The 20,446-nt window shown below is 61.2% G+C and carries 19 protein-coding genes; 6 read left to right on the top strand and 13 right to left on the bottom strand.

Annotation, left to right across the window (positions count from 1 at the left end; all coding sequences use genetic code 11):
• Window positions 1–13: 13 nt before the first annotated feature.
• A complete protein-coding gene (locus tag BV106_RS22335; protein WP_038168414.1) occupies window positions 14–820 on the bottom strand; it encodes an alpha/beta hydrolase-fold protein in 807 nt (268 codons plus the stop codon).
• A 406-nt stretch (window positions 821–1,226) separates the two neighbouring features.
• Window positions 1,227–1,952, bottom strand: a complete 726-nt coding sequence (locus tag BV106_RS22330) for an SDR family oxidoreductase (protein WP_051946198.1) — start codon at window positions 1,950–1,952, stop codon at window positions 1,227–1,229.
• Between the two features lie 112 nt (window positions 1,953–2,064).
• Here BV106_RS22330 and araD point away from each other — a divergent pair, with 112 nt between their 5' ends.
• Both araD and BV106_RS22320 read left to right on the top strand, forming a co-directional pair.
• Complete coding sequence (gene araD, locus BV106_RS22325) at window positions 2,065–3,795, top strand: L-arabinonate dehydratase (protein ID WP_038168413.1); 1,731 nt, start codon at window positions 2,065–2,067, stop codon at window positions 3,793–3,795.
• Between the two features lie 66 nt (window positions 3,796–3,861).
• Window positions 3,862–4,776, top strand: coding sequence for a dihydrodipicolinate synthase family protein (locus tag BV106_RS22320; RefSeq protein WP_038168411.1), 915 nt, complete (start codon window positions 3,862–3,864; stop codon window positions 4,774–4,776).
• Window positions 4,777–4,859: 83 nt separating this feature from the next.
• Here BV106_RS22320 and BV106_RS22315 read toward each other — a convergent pair whose 3' ends face one another.
• A complete protein-coding gene (locus BV106_RS22315) occupies window positions 4,860–5,678 on the bottom strand; it encodes a hypothetical protein (protein WP_265595956.1) in 819 nt (272 codons plus the stop codon).
• A 206-nt stretch (window positions 5,679–5,884) separates the two neighbouring features.
• Here BV106_RS22315 and BV106_RS22310 point away from each other — a divergent pair, with 206 nt between their 5' ends.
• The 3 genes from BV106_RS22310 to aac(6') all read left to right on the top strand — a co-directional run bounded on the left by BV106_RS22310 (window position 5,885) and on the right by aac(6') (window position 8,532).
• Complete coding sequence (locus tag BV106_RS22310; protein WP_038168407.1) at window positions 5,885–6,988, top strand: SAM-dependent methyltransferase; 1,104 nt, start codon at window positions 5,885–5,887, stop codon at window positions 6,986–6,988.
• A 146-nt stretch (window positions 6,989–7,134) separates the two neighbouring features.
• Window positions 7,135–7,959 (top strand): sugar phosphate isomerase/epimerase family protein, encoded by an 825-nt coding sequence (locus tag BV106_RS22305; protein WP_038168406.1) that lies wholly within the window; start codon window positions 7,135–7,137, stop codon window positions 7,957–7,959.
• A gap of 117 nt (window positions 7,960–8,076) precedes the next feature.
• Window positions 8,077–8,532 carry an aminoglycoside 6'-N-acetyltransferase gene (aac(6'), locus tag BV106_RS22300; protein ID WP_051946197.1) on the top strand — a complete coding sequence of 152 codons (456 nt, stop codon included), beginning with the start codon at window positions 8,077–8,079 and terminating at the stop codon, window positions 8,530–8,532.
• 31 nt (window positions 8,533–8,563) lie between these two features.
• On the opposite strand, the gene BV106_RS22295 is transcribed toward aac(6'), so the two are convergent.
• Together BV106_RS22295 and BV106_RS22290 are read right to left on the bottom strand one after the other, a co-directional pair.
• Window positions 8,564–9,145, bottom strand: coding sequence for a GCN5 family acetyltransferase (locus BV106_RS22295; protein ID WP_265595955.1), 582 nt, complete (start codon window positions 9,143–9,145; stop codon window positions 8,564–8,566).
• Between the two features lie 83 nt (window positions 9,146–9,228).
• Window positions 9,229–9,909: a hypothetical protein gene (locus tag BV106_RS22290; protein WP_265595954.1), complete on the bottom strand. Its 681-nt coding sequence runs from the start codon at window positions 9,907–9,909 to the stop codon at window positions 9,229–9,231.
• Window positions 9,910–10,024: 115 nt separating this feature from the next.
• Between BV106_RS22290 and BV106_RS22285 the strand changes: the two genes are divergently transcribed.
• Window positions 10,025–11,122 (top strand): ADP-ribosylglycohydrolase family protein, encoded by a 1,098-nt coding sequence (locus BV106_RS22285; RefSeq protein ID WP_051946196.1) that lies wholly within the window; start codon window positions 10,025–10,027, stop codon window positions 11,120–11,122.
• Window positions 11,123–11,164: 42 nt separating this feature from the next.
• On the opposite strand, the gene BV106_RS22280 is transcribed toward BV106_RS22285, so the two are convergent.
• From BV106_RS22280 to BV106_RS22245, 8 genes are all read right to left on the bottom strand, one after another.
• Window positions 11,165–11,614, bottom strand: a complete 450-nt coding sequence (locus BV106_RS22280; protein ID WP_038168403.1) for a hypothetical protein — start codon at window positions 11,612–11,614, stop codon at window positions 11,165–11,167.
• Window positions 11,615–11,984: 370 nt separating this feature from the next.
• Window positions 11,985–13,283, bottom strand: a complete 1,299-nt coding sequence (locus BV106_RS22275) for a DUF1501 domain-containing protein (protein ID WP_038168401.1) — start codon at window positions 13,281–13,283, stop codon at window positions 11,985–11,987.
• Window positions 13,284–13,325: 42 nt separating this feature from the next.
• Window positions 13,326–15,479 (bottom strand): DUF1549 domain-containing protein, encoded by a 2,154-nt coding sequence (locus BV106_RS36060; RefSeq protein WP_051946195.1) that lies wholly within the window; start codon window positions 15,477–15,479, stop codon window positions 13,326–13,328.
• Window positions 15,480–15,610: 131 nt separating this feature from the next.
• Window positions 15,611–16,810 carry a glycosyltransferase family 4 protein gene (locus BV106_RS22265; protein ID WP_051946194.1) on the bottom strand — a complete coding sequence of 400 codons (1,200 nt, stop codon included), beginning with the start codon at window positions 16,808–16,810 and terminating at the stop codon, window positions 15,611–15,613.
• 25 nt (window positions 16,811–16,835) lie between these two features.
• Complete coding sequence (locus BV106_RS22260; protein ID WP_265595953.1) at window positions 16,836–17,603, bottom strand: hypothetical protein; 768 nt, start codon at window positions 17,601–17,603, stop codon at window positions 16,836–16,838.
• Window positions 17,604–17,705: 102 nt separating this feature from the next.
• Entirely contained in the window at window positions 17,706–18,653 is a 948-nt protein-coding gene (locus tag BV106_RS22255; protein WP_038168399.1) for a WxcM-like domain-containing protein, read from the bottom strand.
• Window positions 18,650–19,675: a glycosyltransferase family 2 protein gene (locus BV106_RS22250; protein ID WP_051946193.1), complete on the bottom strand. Its 1,026-nt coding sequence runs from the start codon at window positions 19,673–19,675 to the stop codon at window positions 18,650–18,652. Before BV106_RS22250 ends, BV106_RS22255 begins: the two co-directional genes overlap by 4 nt.
• 9 nt (window positions 19,676–19,684) lie before the next feature.
• Window positions 19,685–20,443 carry a class I SAM-dependent methyltransferase gene (locus BV106_RS22245; RefSeq protein ID WP_051946192.1) on the bottom strand — a complete coding sequence of 253 codons (759 nt, stop codon included), beginning with the start codon at window positions 20,441–20,443 and terminating at the stop codon, window positions 19,685–19,687.
• Between the last annotated feature and the right edge of the window lie 3 nt (window positions 20,444–20,446).

The raw sequence follows: 20,446 nt of genomic DNA, 5'->3' as shown, positions 1-20,446 counted from the left end.
CACTGAGCCACAATCACCCCACCAGCCCGCCGAAGAACCGCAGCGTATCTGCGAGGTGCGCGCTCCAGTACCGCCAGGTGTGTCCACCAGGATACTCCTGGTAGTGATGCTGGATGCCCTCATCCCGCAGGGTTTGATGCAGCTTCCGGTTGTGCTCGATCAAGGGATCATCGGTGCCGCAGTCAAAGCGCAGAGGCGGCAGATGGGCGCGATTCATCCGGATCGCCTCCGCCACACAGGTCACTTCACCCGGTCTCAATTTGAAGTCATCCAGTGGCTCCTCCACAAACTCCTGCTTCTGCCGGTAGTCGGTGATGCTGCTGTGCGCGCTTATTCCCCGGAACCTTTTGGAATGCAGGGCTCCAAGTCGCATCGCCCCATAGCCCCCCATGGAAAGCCCGCCGATGAACAACGGAGCTCCCTCCACCTGCGGGGCCACCAGGGCGGCCACCGCCGGCACCTCATCCACGATCCATGAGGCATAGTCCGCCTCCTGGTGCGTGAGGTATCCGGAGCCATCTCCCCACAGCCCGTCTGAGGGCATGGCCAGCATCATGGGCGGCACCTCATCCCGGCTCACCAGACGCTGCAGCATGCGGTGAGCCCCGCCCTTCAGCGCCCAGGCCCAATGACTGCCATAGACGCCGTGCAGCAGGATCACGAGCGGCAGGCGCTTGGGCGCATACCCCTGCGGAGTGAAGAGCGCCACGTCCGCCCGTCGTTTCAACGCCTTGCTCTTGACAGTTGCGAAGCGCAGCCCCGGGCCGGTGAAGGCTGGGTCGGAAAGCTCCACGGTGCGAAATGGGGAGGAGGCGGTCATGCGAGTCGCGCCTCCCTAGCAGAGGATCTCTGCCATATTAGGAATATTCGCGACCTTGCGGCTCAATGATCAGGATATACAGGCGAAAGGGTCAGATATTCCCTCACGCCTGGGTTCTAGACTCTTATTGTTGCATGCTAGGTACAGTTGACCACCTCGAACCTTCTCAAAGTACATTCCTAGAACGCCCGTGAAACTGGTCAGTAGAAGGAGGCAGGGACTTTCCAGTCCCGGACCCAGCAGGCGTTCCAACGCAAGGATTCGCCGGATGACTGCCATCGTAGTCCCCACCCCCAACCCACAGCGATCTCATGGAACTTTTGGTGCGAACCGGGACAGGAATGTCCCTCGCTCCTTTTACTGATGCTCGCATGCGGGCATCGCCAAGGAACCAACATCAGCCGTGTTACGGCTGGACGGAGAAATCCGTGTCCGCGATCGCCCGCAGCACCAGTTCCCGCGGCACGCACCAGTCGTCCAACTCCAGCAGTTTGAGGGTCGCATCCGCCACTTGGGCGGGAGACAGAAACTTCTCTACGGGAGCTTTCCGGCTGGAGGCCCCATCCCAGAAAGCCGTGTCCACCCCGCCAGGCAGCAGGGCCGTAACGCGGATGCCATGAGCCCCAGCCTCCTCCTGCAAGCCCTGGGTGAAGCCCCGCACGCCCCATTTGGCGGCGCAGTACACCGTCTCAGAGGGAATGCCGCGCAAACTCGCGGTGGAGATGATGTTTACGATGTGACCGCGTTTTTCCGGGATCATGCGCCGCAGAGCCTCTTGGGAGCCGAGGATGGTCCCCTTCAGGTTCACATCCAGCATCAGGTCGATGTCGGCCTCCGTGTACTCGGTGATCCAGCGGTGTCGGGCCAGGCCGGCGTTGTTAATCCACACGTCCACTCCGCCGAAGGCCTCGAAAGCCTGTCGCCCCGCCTCGGCCACGGAATCTGCCCTCGTCACATCGCATACCACGGGGTGGACCGCTGCCCCCAGCTCCTTCCGGGCCAACTCCAGCGCGGCGGCATCCACATCCGCCATCACCACACGGGCCCCTTTTGCCACCAGGGCCTTGCACAGTTCCAGACCTATGCCCCGCGCTGCGCCCGTGACCACACATGATTTTGACTCCAGTACCATGCGGCCCTGTTTACATGCAGGGCGAGGATCGTGGCAAGCTTGAAGCGACTCCCAGCGTTTGGTTTTCCCGATCGTTTGACTCGACCGCCGTTCCCGCCATTCTCCACCTCCCATGCCCACCCGCCGCACACCTGATCAGCTTCGTTCCTACCGTTGGTTTGGCCCCAATGATCTCCGCTCCTTTGGCCACCGCTCCCGGGCGCGCCAGTTGGGCCTGGGACCAGAGGACTGGCAGGGCAAGCCGGTAATCGCCATTCTCAATACCTGGTCAGAGATCAACCCCTGCCACCTGCACTTCAAGGTGCTGGCAGAGAACGTGAAAAAGGGCGTTCTCCAGGCCGGCGGCATGCCGATCGAGATTCCCGTGCTCTCGCTCAGCGAGAACTTCATGAAGCCCACCACCATGCTCTATCGCAATCTCCTGGCGATGGAAGCGGAGGAAGTGCTGCGCTGCCACCCAGTGGACGGGGCCGTGCTTCTGGGTGCCTGTGACAAGACGACTCCTGCCCTCATCATGGGAGCGCTGAGTGCAGACATGCCGTTCATCTTCGTGCCGGGCGGCCCCATGCTGCGTGGCCAATGGCGCGACCAGACGCTGGGCAGCGGCACCGACGCCTGGAAGTACTGGGCCGAGCTGCGCGCGGGCAACATCACTCAGGATGACTGGTGTGAAATCGAAGACGGCATCGCCCGCTCCCACGGCCATTGCATGACCATGGGCACCGCCGCCACCATGACGGCCATCACCGAGACCCTCGGCCTCTCTCTGCCTGGAGCCTCCAGCATCCCCGCCAGCGATGCCCGCCACTGGCGCATGGCCGCCGCGTCCGGACGCCAGATCGTGGAGAACGCGTGGAATGACCTCAACCCAGCCAAGTTCCTGACCAAGGAGGCCTTTCACAACGCCATCGTGGCAGACATGGCAGTCGGTGGCAGCACCAATGCCATCGTGCACCTCATCGCCATGGCGGGTCGTGCTGGCATCAAGCTGCCGCTGAGCGAATTTGATGCTGTTTCCCGCCTTACCCCGCGTCTGGCGGACCTGCGCCCCGCCGGCCGCTTCCTCATGGAGGACTTCTACTTTGCCGGGGGCCTGCCCGCTCTGCTGAACCAGCTCACCGACATCCTGCATACCGAGTGCCCCACGGTAAATGGCAAGACGCTGGGTGAAAACGTGGCCGATGCCGTGATCCACAACACCGAGGTCATCCGCTCCCGCGATCAGGCCCTGTCACCCGAGGGCGGCACCGCTGTGCTTACCGGGAACCTCTGCCCTGATGGGGCTGTGATCAAACACAGCGCCATGGAAGAGCGCTTTTGGACGCACTCCGGACCGGCCGTGGTGTTCAAGGACTATGAAGACCTCGCTGCCCGCTTGGACGATCCCGATCTGCCCATCACTGCCGATTCCGTGATGGTGCTGCAGAGCGCCGGCCCCGTCGGTGCTCCCGGCATGCCAGAGTGGGGCATGCTGCCCCTGCCCAAGAAACTGCTTGAGGCAGGTGTGCGTGATGTCCTGCGCCTCAGCGATGCCCGCATGAGCGGCACCAGCTACGGCGCCTGCATCCTCCACGTGGCTCCCGAGAGCGCCGTGGGCGGCCCGCTCGCCTTCGTGCGGGATGGGGACATCATCTCCCTGAATGTGCCCGAGCGCACCCTGACACTGGACGTCAGCGATGAAGAACTGGCCGCCCGCCGTGCCGAGTGGCAGGCACCGAAGCGCAAGGTGGATCGCGGCTACTTGCACCTCTTCCTCAACGAGGTGACCCAGGCCAACGAGGGCTGCGACTTCCGTTTTCTTCACCACACGGGCACGCCCACACCGGAGCCCCGCATCCATTGAGCCCCCTCTTTTGCCCATTGCGCTCCACCTAAATCTTCTCCAACCTAGCTCCCCTCTCCTTTTCCCATGCAAACCACGTTCACGCCTTCAGATCTTCAACGCTCCGTCATCTCCGTGCCGCCGCTCTGCCGGGACGCCAACTTCAAGGTGAGCGCAGCCGAGAACGCCAAGCTCGTCCGCCACATCGAGAACGGCGGCGTGGATATCTTCCTCTACGGCGGCAACGCCAACTTCTACAACATCTCCCTGGCTGAATACGAGGAGGTTCTCGATCAGCTGGCGGAGGTTGCCGGAGCCAACTCCCTGATCATCCCCGCCGTGGGCCCCTACTTCGGCACCATGATGGATCAGGCCGCCATCCTGGCGCGCAAGCAGTTTCCCACTGCGATGATTCTTCCCACCACCGCCGTCTCCAAGCCGGACGGCGTGCGTGCGGCAGTCCTGCGGTTCGTGGAAAAATTCGGCCGCCCGGCCGTGCTCTATGTGAAGGACGAAGGCTACGTTACGGTGGACATCGTGAAGTCCCTTGTGGAAGCAGGTGCCATCTCCTGGATCAAGTATGCCGTGGTGCGTGAAGACCCCGCAAACGACCCCCTTCTCGAAGCCATTTCCAACGAAGTTCCGCGTGAACTCCTGGTCAGCGGCATCGGCGAGCAGCCTGCCATCATCCACTGGACGAAGTTCGGCGTGCACGCCTACACCGCCGGTTGCGTCTGCGTGGCCCCGAACCGCTCCCAGCAGATGCTAGAGGCGCTGAAAGCGGGCGACATCGACAAGGCCGAAACGCTGCGCAAAGGCTTCCTCGCGCTGGAAGACCTCCGCAACGGCTACAACCCCATCCAGGTGCTTCACCACGCCGTGGACCTCGCGGGTATCGCTGCCACCGGCCCTCAGTTGCCCTTGCTCGCAGACCTGGACGCCAACAAGCAGGCTGAGATCAAACAGGCCGCGCTGGACCTGCTGGCTTGGTCCCGCGAGTAACGCCAGCTCGAAACCTTACGTTGGCACGCCAGGGACATTCTCCTTGGCGTGCTTTACTTTTTTCGGAGACAGCTATCGACCGCTCACCCGCGCGATTGGCGTCGATCTGCCGCCATTGCCGCATCCAGCGTCTCCTTCGAGATCCCGGAACCCCACAGCACCGGATGCTTGCTGGAAAGCGAGCTCTTCACACCCAGCGCGATCAACTCCCCATCCTGATTCATCATCGGCGTGCCGCTGTAGCCTTGGCGGGCGGCATGCTCCACGGCGATGAACCAGGAACTGACACTCGTGATGGCCACGCGGTCCAGCGGGCAAAGCACAAGGGCGTTTGCCTCTCCCAGCACGGGGTTCGAGGGAAAGTACACTGGCTCATTCGGCACCGGGACCGATGAAAGAACTTTCACGTATGAAGGCGTTCTGAAGGGAGCCTTCAGCAAGACCAGGTCGCTGGCGTAGAAGCGCTTCACCACCCGCAGACGCTGTTCCTTGAGTTTCACCGCCGTCGTCCGCGTTGAAGCGGCGGCATCTCCGTCAGTCCCTGGGATCACCACCTGAAACTCCGCTGGCCCCTTTCCATCCAGCAGGGAGATGTACACCGGACGATTCTCCCCGTCGCGCAGCGTCAGCACCACCCCGTGGGCCGGAATCCCATGGGCCGTCGCGAGGAGATATCCGTCACTGCTGATCGGCACCGCCAGTGAGGCATCCACTTCCGCACCCGCAGGTGGTCGCAAAATGGAGGCCCGCCCTTTTTTGGGAGACATCACCCAGATCTGTACGTGCTTGAGGAAGGTCTGCGCCTCTTGATTGGTCAGATCCCGGGACTGGCCGGAGGACGCACAACTTCCCAATGAGATTGGCAGTGCCAGGAGTACCGCAAGGGCTAAGCATCGCAACATGGGCGGAAGATGGCGGGATTGCCCGGCATGCTACCCAGACGGGCCACCGGTGTCGAATTGGATTTCACGTTTTTGGTCAATCGCGCCAGACCCATTATGAGGGCTGATTTAAGTTGGGAGCCTCGTCTGGATGACCTTCCGAGCCACACGACCCACCCGTTTGACATTGACCGCACCCCCACCCATCGGCATCGTCACCCCTGCCCATGTCCTCTGCTGATCCCGCTACCTCCTCCGCTTCACCCCCTGATGCTACCCCGCAACCGTGGCTGGTGCGCATTTCAGAAGTGTTTGCCCCGGTGGCAGAGGAAGTGCTGGCGCGTTTCGGAGCCAGCACCCACACCCGGCTGGGCGCAGACTTCTACTCCGTCAAGACCGCCACGCCCGAGGCCATCCGGCAGAGCCCTGCATCAGTGCTCTCCCGGTGGAACATTCCCCTGGAGCACTCCTGGCCCTGCCACCCTGCCAAGATGGAAGGGTTCGTGGAAAAGGCAGCCCAGACCCTCGTCAAGAAGTTCGGTCCCCGCAGCCCGCAGCAGTTGCTCATCGGCCAGCTCAATCCCGGTTCTCCTGATCCCTACTACAAGAGTCTGGCCTCGAACCTCCGCGGCCGGGCGCTCCAGCTTTTCCCGGCGATGAAAGCCAAGGGTGTGGAGGATCAGGACAGCCAAGCCCCCACACTCTTCTGTCTGGTGGGCAAGGAGGGCCTCTTCTGCGGCATCTCCACCCCGCAGTCTGCGAATGGCTTCTATGCTGGCGGCAGCCTCTATGTCGCCAAGGATACGCCCGATACCATCAGCCGGGCGGGTGCCAAGATCGCCGAGGCTCTGCACTACCTGAAGCTCTACCGCCCCGCTCTCCCAACTGGCAGCCACTGGCTGGAGCTCGGAGCCTGCCCAGGGGGGATGACTTCGGAACTGCTCGTGCGGGAGTTCCGCGTGACAGCGCTGGACCGCTCCCCGCTGGACCGGCGTTTGTTTCAGAATCCCGCCTTGGTCTTCCACCAGATGGACGTGGCGGAGTTCCGCCCTGCCCGTGAGGATCGCTACGACGCCATCCTCGATGACATGAACGGGGAGCCTGAGGAATCCATCCGCCAGGTCATCCGCCTCTCCCGCCAGCTCCGTAGGAATGGCATCATCGTCTTCACCCTCAAGCTGCCCAAGGTGGAGACGGTGGAGGCTCCGCTCCAACTGCGGGATGAGATCGTGGCCAAGGCTGACGCCGCTGGATTGAAGCTCTTTGCCCAGACCCATCTCACCTACAACCGGCACGAGCTGACCCTGTTTTTTGAGAAAGCGGGTGAATGATCCCTGGGCGACCGCTGCGTACTGAAACACCCGCCAAGTTCCCGCTGGACTTCGCCACCGGATTCCGCTAGCCAAGAGGCTCTCCGCTGCGGAATTTTTTCACCTTTCTCAGCCACCAACATCCTAACCAAACAGCACACGACCTTATGGCCAAAATCAAGTTCGGCTCCGAAGTCTACACCTGGTTCATGCAGGGCTCCGGACAAGCCTACAACAACAAACTCGACCACATGATCAAGGTGGCGGGTGAGAGCGGATTTGCCGGCATCGAGCCCATGCACTTCTGGATGGGCGACCTGGCCGACCCCGCCAAGCTCAAGGAGCATCTGGACAAGAACAACGTGGAACTGGCCGGCATTGCCCTGGTCTGCGGCTGGAACGAAGCCACGGAAACGGCCGACGAGCGCAAGCAGGCGGACGACACCTTCGCCATCCTCAAGAACTTCCCCGGTGCCAAGCTCTGCACGGTGCCCCTTCCGACGAACCGCAAGAACATCCACGAGCGCCGTCTGAACCTCGTGAAAAATGTGAACGCCGTGAGCCGTCGCGCGGTCGAGCAGGGCATCTCCTGCTCCTTCCACCCGAACAGCCCTCCCTCCTCCGTGGTGCGCACCCAGGAAGACTATGATGTCATCATCAACAGCCTGGACCCCACCGTGACCGGCTGGACTCCGGACGTGGGCCACATCGCGCGCGGCGGCATGGACGTCATCGCCACGCTGGACAAGTGGAGCCATCTCGTGGACCACATCCACTACAAGGACTTCTCCGGCAACGGTCCTGAGCCCTGGGCGAAGATGGGCACCGGCAAGCTCGACTTCCACAAGATCACCGAGTGGCTTGTCGTCCGTAAGTTCGAAGGCTGGATCATCTGTGAAGATGAGTGCCACGAAGCCATCGGCGATCCGGATGGCGTCACCCGCCAGAACGGCCAGTGGTGCAAAGACAACCTCGCCGGTCTGGTCGAGTAGTCGCATCGCCTGGATTCCCTCCAGCACCCTGCTTCAGCGTGAACCGGACCTCCGGTTCACGCTTTTTTTGTGCCTTCAGGCATTTTCAACAACTCGAACCCCCAGCCTTTCTCGTCGATGGACTTCGTTCTGCAAAAATGCACTTCCAGCCTCGATCCAGCCTGGCTGGAGTTCAGGCTCGCTCTATGGCCCGAGTCGTCCGCGGAGGAACATCTGGCGGAGATGGAAGAACAGCTTTCCCTCTCATCACGCCACCACCACCTCCTCGCAACGGATGCCACAGGCACGCCTGTCGGATTGGCGGAGGCCTCCGTGCGCCACGACTACGTGAACGGCACCTCCAGCTCCCCGGTCGCGTTCCTTGAGGGGATCTATGTTCACCCATCCTGGCGTCGCCACGGCGTGGCCCGCGCGCTGGTGGCCGCAGTGATGAACTGGGGCCGATCACAGGGCTGCGGCGAGCTGGCCTCAGATGCCCTTTTGGAGAACACCTCCAGCCACCTCATGCACGAGGCCTTGGGATTCGAGGAAACAGAGCGTGTGGTCTATTTCCGCATGTCCCTGAATCGATGATGCTGGTCGACGCCTCCTCCGAGGCAGGCCCTCACTTGCCGTGCTCCCGCAGAAACTTTTCAATGGAGTCAGGTTGCCTCTTGGAACCCTCCAGCCATTCTACCCGCCACTCCGTCAACCGCTCGTCCTTGGCAGCTTCGTACACGCCTTCTTCGGGTTCATTGATGTATTCCATCTGCCGCACCAAGACCAGAGGTTCCTCAGCGCCGGGGCTGGCCTTGGAGAAGGCCAGTGCCTTCTCGTACTGGGCGAAGGCCACGAAGTAATCCCCACCCTCCTCGTCCAGCGACGGAGCCCCACGCTCGGGATGCATCCAGACGCGATACTCAAGCACGTCATCGTAAAAGTAGCCCGCGCCAGACTTCACCAGCGCCGGATAAGTCCCTACCTTGGCAGCCACCACGGCCAGAGGATGCTCACTGATTCCAGAGACGGACTGGTCATGACCGGGAGTTGATGGAATCTGCCCATCTCCGCCGCAACCAATCAGCCCAGTCAGCGGGACCACCTTCAACAGTCTGCTCAGCCGAGACCAGACGGCGCGGAGCCAGCGGATCGGGGTAGTCGCAAGGGCGACAGGTGCGAAACGTTCTTCAGGGGATGGCAATGACACGTGCTGCGAAGATGAAGGGTGGCCCCTTTTGAAAAGAAGGGCAAAGGCTCTCGCATCAGCAGCCCTCGCCTTCAAGCACAACTTCAATCGAGCGCAAAGCCAGCATCCCGGAGGGCTTCCAGGAGCTTCTGCTTGGCCCCCGTTTCGATCAAGGTGCCGTGCCCCACCACCAGGCGATCAAAGTCGGCCGCGATCACCGGTTTCAGCGACTCCAGAAATCGCGCCCTGTCTTTCACAAAAAGGCGGAAGATCCGGCTCATACCGGGGTATCGCTTGAAGCCCGCGAGATAGCGATGGAAGAAGCGATCCCACCCTTTCTCTTGGGGATCGAAGTTGAACACCAGATCCGCGACAATCAGCGTGCGGGAGGGCACATGCAGCATGACTTGCTCCTCCAGCTTGGGTGCCCCCTCTAGCGGGAACACCTTCAGCTCCCCCGCCCACTCGTCCGGGGCCGGACTGAGAGGCCCCACCGGGAAGCCGACCACCGCTTCAAATCCGGGAGGCCCCAGGAAACTCACCTCAGGGAACGCGGCACGGCCTTCCTTGGCATAGGTGTCATGCAGCAGCATGGCCTCCACCAGCCATCCCGTTGGCCCCAACGCCCGAATCTCCTCAACCTCACCTGAGGCAAACGGTGCCATGGAATGCACCACCACCTTTCCAGAAGCGAGGCGGATGATGCTCACGTTGCGTCCATGCTGGGTTCCCAGCACCGACAACGCATAGTGCTGCAGCCAGAGGTTTTCGGCGATGGGTTGCAAGCTCACACTCCCTCTACGCACCTCATGACCAGCATGCGCCCAAAAACGTTGCCACCCCAGAACGGGTCCGCAGACGTAGTCACTACACCCGTCTCGATCCCGCCCCCCTTCCTCTATGACCGCCCCCCTCTCTCCGCCCCTGTCCCCGTCTTCGCTCGAATCGTCAGTTGATCGTGCCGCAGGCGCAATCGTCGGGGCTTTCATTGGGGATGCGCTGGGACTCGGCCCTCACTGGTACTATGACCTGGATGAAATGCGGCGCGATTTCGGACCCTGGATCAGCGGCTACACCGACCCCAAACCGCACGCCAAATATCACGCTGGGATGAAGGGCGGCGATTTGTCGCAGACCGGCATCATCATGCTTCATCTGCTGCGCTCCCTTGCCGATCAAGGAGGTTATGACGAGACCGACTTCACCCGTCGGCTCGACGAACAGTTCCTCCCTCTGCTTGACGGCACGCCGTATGTCGGCCCCGGCGGATACACCAACCACTCCATCCGCCAAGTCTGGCAGGCCCGGGTCAAGGAGGGCAAACCGTGGGGGCAGACCGGTGGCAATGCAGACACCTCCGAAGCCGCCGAGCGCGTCACCCTGCTCGCTGCCCGTTATGCCATGGAACCCGGGCTGGCCGCCCGTCATGCATGGGAGAACACCAACCTTTCCCAGACCGACTCGCTGGTCGAGCAACAGACGGTCGGGTATGCGTGCGTGCTTTCCCTGCTCATTCGCGGCGAAGCGTTTGACGAGGAACTCTCTGACAAACTCATGGACCGGGTCCGCAACGGAGAGATTCCGTTTGTCGCCCCTTCCTCCATCGCCTCATCATCGACCGCCGCGGCGGCAGGATTTGGTTTTGCATCCCCAGATGCCCTATTGCTGCCTTCCTGGGTTGCGAAGTCCGCCACCGATCCGGACACCCGGGTCGAGCCAGCATGGAAAGTCTCGCAGGTCTATGGATTGTCCTGCGCCATCCAGTTTGTCCTTCCTGCGGCCTATCACTTGGCGGCCCGTTTCCACAATGATTTCGAGAGCGCTGTCCTCCACGCCGTCAATGGCGGCGGGCAAAACATGTCCCGCGCCTGCTTGGCCGGCGCCATGGTCGGCGCTCAAGTGGGCTTGAGCGGCATCCCGACACGCTTCATAGAGGGACTTGCGGATGGTCCGGAGATTGTACGCCTCGCCAAAGGGGTGGCAGGGGCGATTTCGTGAGATCAGAGCATGTTAACTCGGTCCCTTTCAAGTGGGCGTCACCTATCGGACCACCTTGCTCTTAAACGTGACGCCCAACCGAATCGATCTGCCCGGATCCCGCTCAAGAAGACCTCGCATCGGGCAATTGCCATTTGAAAACGGACACTCAAAATCGTCCGGGATCAGCCCCCTCTGAACAGCCGCACGTGCAAGCGGATGTCTTGTGCAGACATGCGCCTGGATCGGATCGAGCAGGTAGATCTCATTGTTGACGAGGTACTCATAGAAGTCGTTGTGCCAGAAGCCTGAGTCGTCACCAAGCTCGCCCCGATCCACGAACACCCCTGAGACCCGGACCTCCACTGGACCGGCCGAAGCTGTTTCCTGCCAAAGCTCAATGACATCACGACGTCCCGATTCATCGAGATCCTCCCACCATCGTTCCACCGCATCCAAGCCAAGTTCCGACATCGTTTCGCGCAACAGAAGAGGAAGCGGAGTGAGCATCATGGGAGCTTCAGCGGAGGGTTGACGCTTGCAATGCCAGAGCGGAACCTGAAAGCCTGATAGATAGTCACCTAAAACGCAAGCCCTGACTTCTCCGTCTCTTGCGACAGACGGCAAGAAGCCGCTGGATCTGCGACCTTCTGTCGCTTCGCTCACCAGCGGGGCTGGGAACCCCCGCCTCCTTTATTCTCGCGGCGCTGCCCCCGCAATTCTGGCTCCTGCCCTACGGCGAGGTGCAAAAAGCGGGCGTGAAATTCGGCTAAAACATCCCTCGATTCAACCACATGGGCACATCAAGAACTCGGTTCCTCTGAACCTCTGTGTTCTCTGTGCCTCTGTGGTTGGACTGAATTCTCCCGAGCCCTACCGCCCCCTACGCAAACAACTGCGTCAGCGGCTGACCATGATCGGCCACCGTGAAGGGACGCTTCGTGGGCGAGTAGATGACTTGGTCGAGCGGCAGGCCCACGGCATAGCCGATGGTCGCATTGAGATCAGGCACCCCGATCTTGTCTTCCACCACTTCGATACCGCGATCCGTCTTGCCGTACACCTGGCCACCCTTGAGTCCCCCACCCCACATCGCGGAGCAGAAGGCCTTGGGATAGTGATCGCGCCCGTCGTTCTGGTTCACCTTCGGCGTGCGGCCGAATTCAGTGGTCAGTACCACGAGCGTTTCATTGAGGAGCCCACGACGATCCAGGTCCGGCAACAAGGCTCCCAGAGCCTGATCCAGCGTGGCGCACTTCTCCGGCACGCGAATGAAGTTGTCCTGGTGCGTGTCCCAGCCCCCGAGGTTCACTTCCACAAAACGCACCCCATGCTCCACGAGACGGCGCGCCAGCAGACAGCCCTGGCCGAAGTTATCACTCCCATAAGCTTCATGGGCCGCCTCGGGCTCCTTGCTCAAGTCAAAGGCCGTAAGGTCTTCGCTTTTCATGACCCGCACCGCATCACGGTACACATCAGCATAGGCCTTCACACCTTTGTAGCTGTAAGCATTCTGGAAGCCTGCGTCCAAGCGGGCCGAGAGGCCCAGACGGTAGTCAAAGTCACCTTCCGTGAGCGAGGCCAAGCGGCTGCTGTTGGCCAGGCCACCCGCGGGATTGTTCAACACGAGCGGAGCAATAGAGGCGTCGAAGAATCCACCCCCTGGGTGCTTGCTGTCGCCGGTGATGATCACGCTGCCGGGAAGAGCCGGGTTGTTCCGCCCTTGGAACGCTGTCATCCAGGCCCCCATGGAAGGATGCCGTGTGGCACCCCGCATGGTGTAGCTGGTGTGCACGAAGTAGTTTCCTTGAGCATGCGCACCCTGCGTGGAGGTGAGCGACTTCAACACCACGCCATGATGCATGGACTTGGCGACGGTGGGAAGGTATTCACTGATTTGCACGCCGTCAGCCGAGGTTGCAATGGCTTTGGTGGCCCCCATTTCCTCTGCACCGGGCACTACGCCGAAGGTGTCCAGGTGGCTCATGCCCCCGCTCATATAGAGGTAGATCACGTTCTTGGCCGTGGGCACTTGGCGAACCTTCGCGGCCCCTTCAAAGGCACCGTGGGCACGCGTCCCTGCCAGCACATCCAGCACAGAGACTCCGAGACAGGTCTTGGCGGCGCGCATCACAAAGTCGCGGCGGGAGATCTCGTCTGCTTTTTGAAGGAGACTTTTCATGATCGTGAGGTGGTGGAATTGAGAACTGAAGAAACGGGTTGCTTACTGCACAAAGACAAACTGACTGCCGGTGAGGAGGGCCTGAATCACGTCGCCATAGGCGCGATCACCGCGCTCGTGGATCACGTCGTTGAGCATGGTCCGTTCATTGTTGCTGGGCAGACGGCTCAGACACGCCAGATAGATAGCGTCAATCTTAGCCTGGGGAGAGGTCGCCTTCTCCACATCCTGACGCAGCCGGCTCACCGGGCTGTTCAGGACCTCGGAGGTGGGACCATTCAGGAGGGCCAGCGCCTGCGGCACCGTGGCGTCATCGCTCGCATTCTGGATCTGCTCGCGATCCGACTGGCCAAAGGTGCGCAGCAGGTGCCCCGGACGGGCGGGCGAAGCGATTTCTGAGGCGCGCGCCGTCAAGTTCAGGCTGTTGCCCATCTTGATCGCATCGCGGCGTTGCTCCTTGGACATCGTGGCCAGTTGTTCACGGCTCAACCCGGCGGGCACGGCATTCTTGCCACCCTTCTTGTCTGGATTGTAGCCTCGGCGCAAATCGTCGGCCCGATCCTCACCCACAATGGCCTCAAGCATGCCATTGGAGTTCTCCCGGCGAAGACGATTGGCTTCTCTCGCAAGCTGACCTGCCGTGCTGGCATTGCCACTGGCCTGCGCGGCTTCCATCTCCTTGCGAAGCGATTCCAGCTTGGCGTTGGTAGCCTCGCGATCCGCGGCTCCCTTGCGAGCCACTTCCACCAACCCTTCCGCCCCCTTGTCCTTCACGGTATCGATCAGGTATTTCAGATCCCCCAGATACTGGTGCATGCGCTCATCCTTGTCTCCCACCGAGCCGTCCACGCTGCCGCGTGCCAGGGTCACAAAGCTGTCCCAGATCTGCTCAGCCGACATGCGGCGCAGCACCGGACCGGTGAAATGATACAGCTCACCCAGCGGCACTTCTTCACGTGTGGACATGCGCTGATAGGCCTCAGTATTGTAGAGCACGCGGAGGAAGGATTTGAGCGAGTACTTCTTCTCCACCATCAGCTCGTTGAGGTACTCCATGAGCTCGTTATTGGAAGGAACCGTGGAGTCCATCATCTCATCCACGGGTTCAATGAGACCGATGCCAAACGCCTTCTTCCACATGCGGTTGGCAATCACCGTGGTGAACCGGGGATTGTCTGGCGAGGTCATCCAGTCCGCAAACGCCTGCAGCCGGGTCTCCACGCCGTTGGACACAGCGTCATGACCAAAGAGCACCTTTGGAGCGATCTCCTCACCCGGCTTCGCATCCGGGTATTTGTAGTCGTTCGGCAGCTTGGGCAGCTTGTTGTCGTTCCATTGGATGGAAGTGTAGCGCAGCGGCTTCATCACATCCTGCAGCGTCTTGCGAACCTCCTGCATCTCCTCGCGGCTCATGGTTGAAGCTGCGACTGTCCCGCCCTCTTTGCGCTGATCAGCCATGTAGGCCTTGCGCTCCTTGGGGGTCATGTTCTTGAGCGCCGCACGGTCCACCTGCGGTTTACCCGCGTTCTTGGCCAGGCCTTTGAAGTCGAGCCCGCCCCCCTTGGTGTCCATCCCATAGGTGAAGGCGGCCATGCCGTAGTAGTCCTTCTGGGACCACTTGTCGAAGGGGTGGTTGTGGCACTGGGCACAGACAATCTGCGTGCCAAGGAAAACCTGTACGGTGTAAGCCAGATGATCCAACTTGTTCTCATCCCGCTGGTAGAAGCCAATGGAACCGCTGTCCCACACACCGCCGTCCGTAGTCAGCAGATCACGAACAAACTGGTCGTACGGCTTATTCGCCTTGAGCTGCTGCTTGAGCCATTCTTCATAGGCTTGCGCGGTGATCTTGCCCTTCACATTGTCCGTGAGGCGCAGGATGTCCGCCCAGTAGTTGAACATGTTGCTGGTGTACCCGTCGGAAGCCAGCAACCGGTCGATCAGCTTCGCCCGCTTCTGCGGATCTTGAGACTTCATGAACTCCTGCGTCTCCTCGGCGGTGGGGATGCGCCCGGCAATGTCGAGGTAGAGACGGCGGACCAGCACTGCGTCAGGTGCGGTCGGATTGGGAGTCAGGTTGTTCTTCTGCCAGTCCTTGGCGAGGAGGGCATCGATCTTCTGCGCCTCCGGGAGGGAGGCGGCGGAGATCAACGCGGGAGCAGCCAGGAGAGCCAGAAGAGGAAGTAGCGGTTTCATAACCAAAGCGGTGAAGGTTCAAAAAGTCCCTTGTCGCCGCGGAAACGTGACCGCCGGACCGTTCTTTCTCTTTTTTTGCAATCTTTGGCCGGAATTGACCAAATGGTCCCGCAGTTGAGGCCGGAGCAGTGCTACCGACCGCGCCGGGTCAATCTTTCCCACCAAGACTTCCGCCGCTGGAGCGTCGCCGCTTCTGCCTTGACTTGGATCAGGCGCTCCTTGGTCGCCGCCAACGACGTCTTTGCGTCATCGCGCTCCCCACGAACCCTTTCCAACTCCCCACGCAGTTTGTCCAGTTCCCGCCGCACATCCAGCACCTCCCTGCCCGCACGTGCATACGGAATCTCCCCCTCCAGCAAGAGGGCCGCACCTTCCAGGCATTCAACACTGGATGATGACGGCACCTTCCACTGGAGCGCGTCCTGATAGTGGCCCAGCAGCTGTTCTACGGCTTGGTCCAGGGAGCATTCCCGCCGAACTCGTTCACTCACTGCCTCGCAGGCCACGGTATCATACTGCCGCACCTGCGCCGCGAGATGCTCCACCGTCAGCGGCATCCGCATGGTGGTGAAGCCAAAGTTGCGCTCACGGAGTTCATGGAAATTATCCGGCGTGACCATCCGGCCAGCCCCAAAGGAGTCACACTGCACCACCGCACAACCCGCCGCCATCGCCTCGATCGCGGCACGCGCCTTGGCAAACACCAGGTCGTACTGCACCAGCAAAGCTCCGGGATCCTCCACCACCTTTCCGCTCGCCAGCCCGACCACATCCAGGCGGATGCCTGCTGCCTCACAGACTTGGCGCAGCACCGGCACATGCGTATCCCGGGAGGCATAGTTGCTGAAGACCAGCGCCCGCTCCGGCCTCAATGGCAACGCCCCTCGCTGGGGAAAGCGATCCGCATCAAAAAAGTTCAAGAGCACCCGGATCCGCGAGGGTTCGAGCCCCTCCTTATTCACCAGCCTCTCCCGGCAGGCCTCGTCCACCGCAATCCAGAAGGCCACATTGGGCAACCGGCACGGTCTCTCCTGCCAGGCCTTGGGTCCATGGCAATAGGAAACAACGGGAACATCAGGAAAGTATAGGCCCGCTGCCGTCGTTTCCAGCCGGTGATGCCCATGGATCAGATCCGGTCTGCCGGGCAGATCTGCCAGCGATTGCACCACCCGGATTCCTTCGGCCCGCAGTTCATCGGCCACCACACCCAGCTCTGGGGACCAGCACCAGGGCTCGTGCCCCCGCTTGAGAAGGGCGACAGCGATGTCCCGGACATAGAGCTCCGTACCAGCCCGCACACTCAGGCCATGGTTGGTGAAGAGGACTCGCATAGCTCAGTCGTCGGGCGACACCCCATCATGCCTGTGCTGCCCATTTCTGCAAGGCCTGGGCGAGGGGCTGCATGTGGGTTTCATGCGTGATCACCTCCGTGTAGAGACCCGCCATCACCTGTTTCCGGCCAAATGTCTCATAATACGGCGGCTCGGATTCCGTCCAGCGATCATCCAACCCCGCCGCTGCCTCAAAGAGGGCTTCCGTGGCCACCACGACATCGCCATATTTCGCCACCGCCCGGTCCATTTCTTCCACCAGTTGCGGGAAGCGGTGCTCCACGCAGGCCCGCTTGCTAGCGATCCCTTCCTTTCCCAGCTGGAGGGTCACTGCCGGTTTGCGCTCCGCCATGGTGGCGGAAAGCCGCTCCAGGACGATTTCGAAGTTCTTCACCGGCTGACCCCGCCGTCGGTCATATCGGCTCACCGTCGCCTGGATGAGCATCCGGCACAAGTCGTGCCCGGTGTTGAACCCCTCCAGCATATCACCAGCGATGACGTCCGCATTATTCTCTTCCAGGGTGGCGAGCAGGTCATCCGCCAGCCCGATCACCGCCTTGAGATCCTGGTTGCGGATGATCTCATAGAGACCCCGGTCCGGAAACCTCCCAAAAATCCTCCCCACAGTACCTCCCGCTTCCGTGACCAACGCTCGAGATGCCTCCAAACGGGACGTCTTGCTCGATCCGGAGCCATCCGTCAGAATCAACACCACCGGCCGAACCTCACGGAGCCACTGAAGTACACGCAACTCGTGACCGGGGTGGGCAATGCACAGTACTGAGGAAGACATAGAATTTGAGCGGGGGCGAAAATAATCCCACACCCCCCTCTCATCCAATCATTTCCCAAAGGCCCTTGATTTGCCTGCATGGGCTTTCCAGCTTCTATCCCCCTATTGCGGCCTTAGCTCCTTCAGGTACTGGTGGTAGTCGCGAATGTAGTCCCCCGCGTCATAATACTCAGACGCAAACACCAGCAAGGCAGAATCGGAAGTGTGCTTGTACTCCGTCGCCCAGATCATGGGAGGCACATAGATGCCAAACGTCGGCCGGTCGAGGAGGTACTCCTCCCGATTCACCCCGTCATCCACCACCAGTGCGCAAGAGCCGTGCATGCAGATCAAGAACTGGTGGCAGGTGCGATGCGCGTGTTCCCCCCTCAGCTTGGCACTCGGCACGTCAAAGGTCATGAAGTACCGCTTGGGCTGGAAAGGCAGGGTGCGCTCAAACTCACCTACCGTCAGGTTTCCCCGGGGATCACTGATGTACGGGATGTCGTAGGCAGTCACCCCGCGCACCCGGGAAACCGTCACGCCCACCTCCTGCGGGTTGATGTTCCCTTTCCCGGTTGAAACTGGTTCCTTCGCATTCACAAACCCCACCACATGGGCAGGATTTCCGGAGACAATGGCGTAGTGCTGCACCGAGTGAGTCACCACCGCGCCAGCATCCACAATGGCATGAGCCCCCACGGTGACCCCGGGGCAAATGGTGGCGTTGGCACCGATCTGGCAGCCCTGACGCAGCAGGATGGAAGGGGTGGTCTGTGCAGTTGGGGTAGCACCGCCATGGTGAGCTCGGGCCAGGGTGGCGTTGCGCCCCACGTGGACATCGTCTTCCACCACCAGTCCGGCATAGAAGCGAGTGCCCCCCTCCACCGTCACCTTGTCGCCCAGACTGACGCCGTGTTCGAGATAGGTGTGCGCACCGATGAAACAGTCCCTTCCCACGCGTGCACCACTCTCGACGAAGGCAAAGGCCTCGAGTTCGGCCCCCTCTCCCACCTCCAGGGAGTGACACCGGGCATCCGGGTGCAGCTTTATGTTGGAGGCCGTGGTCATGACACAGAAGTGGTTGTGCCTTGCACAGTTGCGCTGCTCACGATCCCAGTACTCGCCATGACCCGATAATCAGTGACGCTTCGGACCAGCGATTGCGGCTTTCCAGCCAACGTCATGTACGTGCGCCCCACATACTCTCCGATGAGCCCGAGCATGATGAGCTGCACCCCTGAGAAAACCGTTATGCCAGCCATCAACGAACTCCAGCCGGGGGACTGAACATTGAAAAAGGCGTACTCCAGCAGCACCACCAGGAAACCCAGCAGCCCCACCAGGCACGATACCACCCCCAACACACTCGCCATTCGAAGGGGGATGATGCTGAAGTTAAAGAACATGTTCATCCACAATCTCACCAGCCGGCGCAGCGTGTAGCCACTCTGGCCGGCCGCACGCTCCTCATGCGCCACGAGCAGACGCTCGATTCGGTTCGTGGAGCCAATGATCAAACCATCGATGTAGGGATAGGGCCCGGTGTAGCGCACCAACCGGTCAATCAGCTCACGCCGGTGTGCCCGGAAGCTGCACAGGTAAAGATCACGAGGCTTGCCAATGAGGAGCGTCGCCATGCTGTTGGTCATCTGGCTGCCCAGATTGCGATACCAGGCGTGCTTCTTCTCCTCATAGTAGGCGTACACCACGTCCGCACCCGTCCGGTCCAGATGCTCCACCAGCCGCAGCGCCTCACTCACCGGATTCTGCAGATCATCGTCCAGATTCACCACAAACCTGCCACGGGCATGCCGGAACCCTTCCAGCACGGCGGCGTGTTCGCCAAAGTTCCTGGCCATGTCTACAAAGATCACCGGGTAGGGCAGGTCTTTGATCAGCCCTGGCACCCGGTCGCCCGTGCCGTCAGGACTGCCATCATTCACCAGCACCAGTTCATAGCCACCGTCAATGTCGAGCCCCCGAAACGCCTGAAGGAGCCTGCCGAGGGCGTCACCCGTATTGTACAGCGGCACCACGAAGCTCACACGGGGAGCTTCGGACGTGGCAGAGTGCAGAAAATTCCGTTCCATGTTCGTTCGTCAGGAGTTGGGCTTTTCAGCCACGACAAAGACTGAGGTACCAACCGGCACCCCCACCCATCGACAGAGTTTCATGTCCATCCTGGCCACTCCAGCCAGCACCTTGTTCAGCCACCCCGGCAGTTGCGTGAGGTCAGACTTGGCCTCTTCTCTCTCCTGCCCAAAGCTCAGCAACCGGCTGAACTGCCGCCAGAGGAGGATGGGCGGGAAGAGCCAGGCATTCCAGTAGTGTATTTCCTTGATCCGCAATCCGGCTCCCGCCATCAGCTCCCTCACCCGCCGCTCGTCGTAGCGGCGCACACTGCCCACGGCAATATCATGGCGGCCCATGAGGAAATAGAATGCCGGCAGGTTCAGAATGACATGCCCGCCCGGTCTGGCCACTCGCGCAAACTCCGCCACCGCCCTGGTCTCATCCAGCCCGGCATGGCAAAGCACATCCAGACTGATCACCACGTCAAAACTGCGGTCTTCCGCCGGGATGGCGTCCACGCTGCCCTGGCACACTTGGTTGAATCCGCGAAACTTGCAGTACTCCACAGCCAAAGGCGAGAAGTCGAAGCCATGCAGATCCCACATTGCATTGCGGTCCTTCAGGTGCCGCAGCGTACCTCCGGTACCGCATCCGGCGTCCAGCACCCGCCCGGCACCGTCCTTCAGCAAGCCCGCCACCTGCTGGGGCACATACCCATGCAGCACCTGGTACCACCAGTAGGTGTCCTCCACCTGGCGCATTGTTTCATATTCTTTGTTCAGCATGGA

This window comes from Verrucomicrobium sp. BvORR106 (genome assembly GCF_000739655.1).
GTDB lineage: Bacteria > Verrucomicrobiota > Verrucomicrobiia > Verrucomicrobiales > Verrucomicrobiaceae > Verrucomicrobium.
Note: the sequence above shows the minus strand (reverse complement) of the source record. Positions and strands in the feature narration are given on the sequence as shown.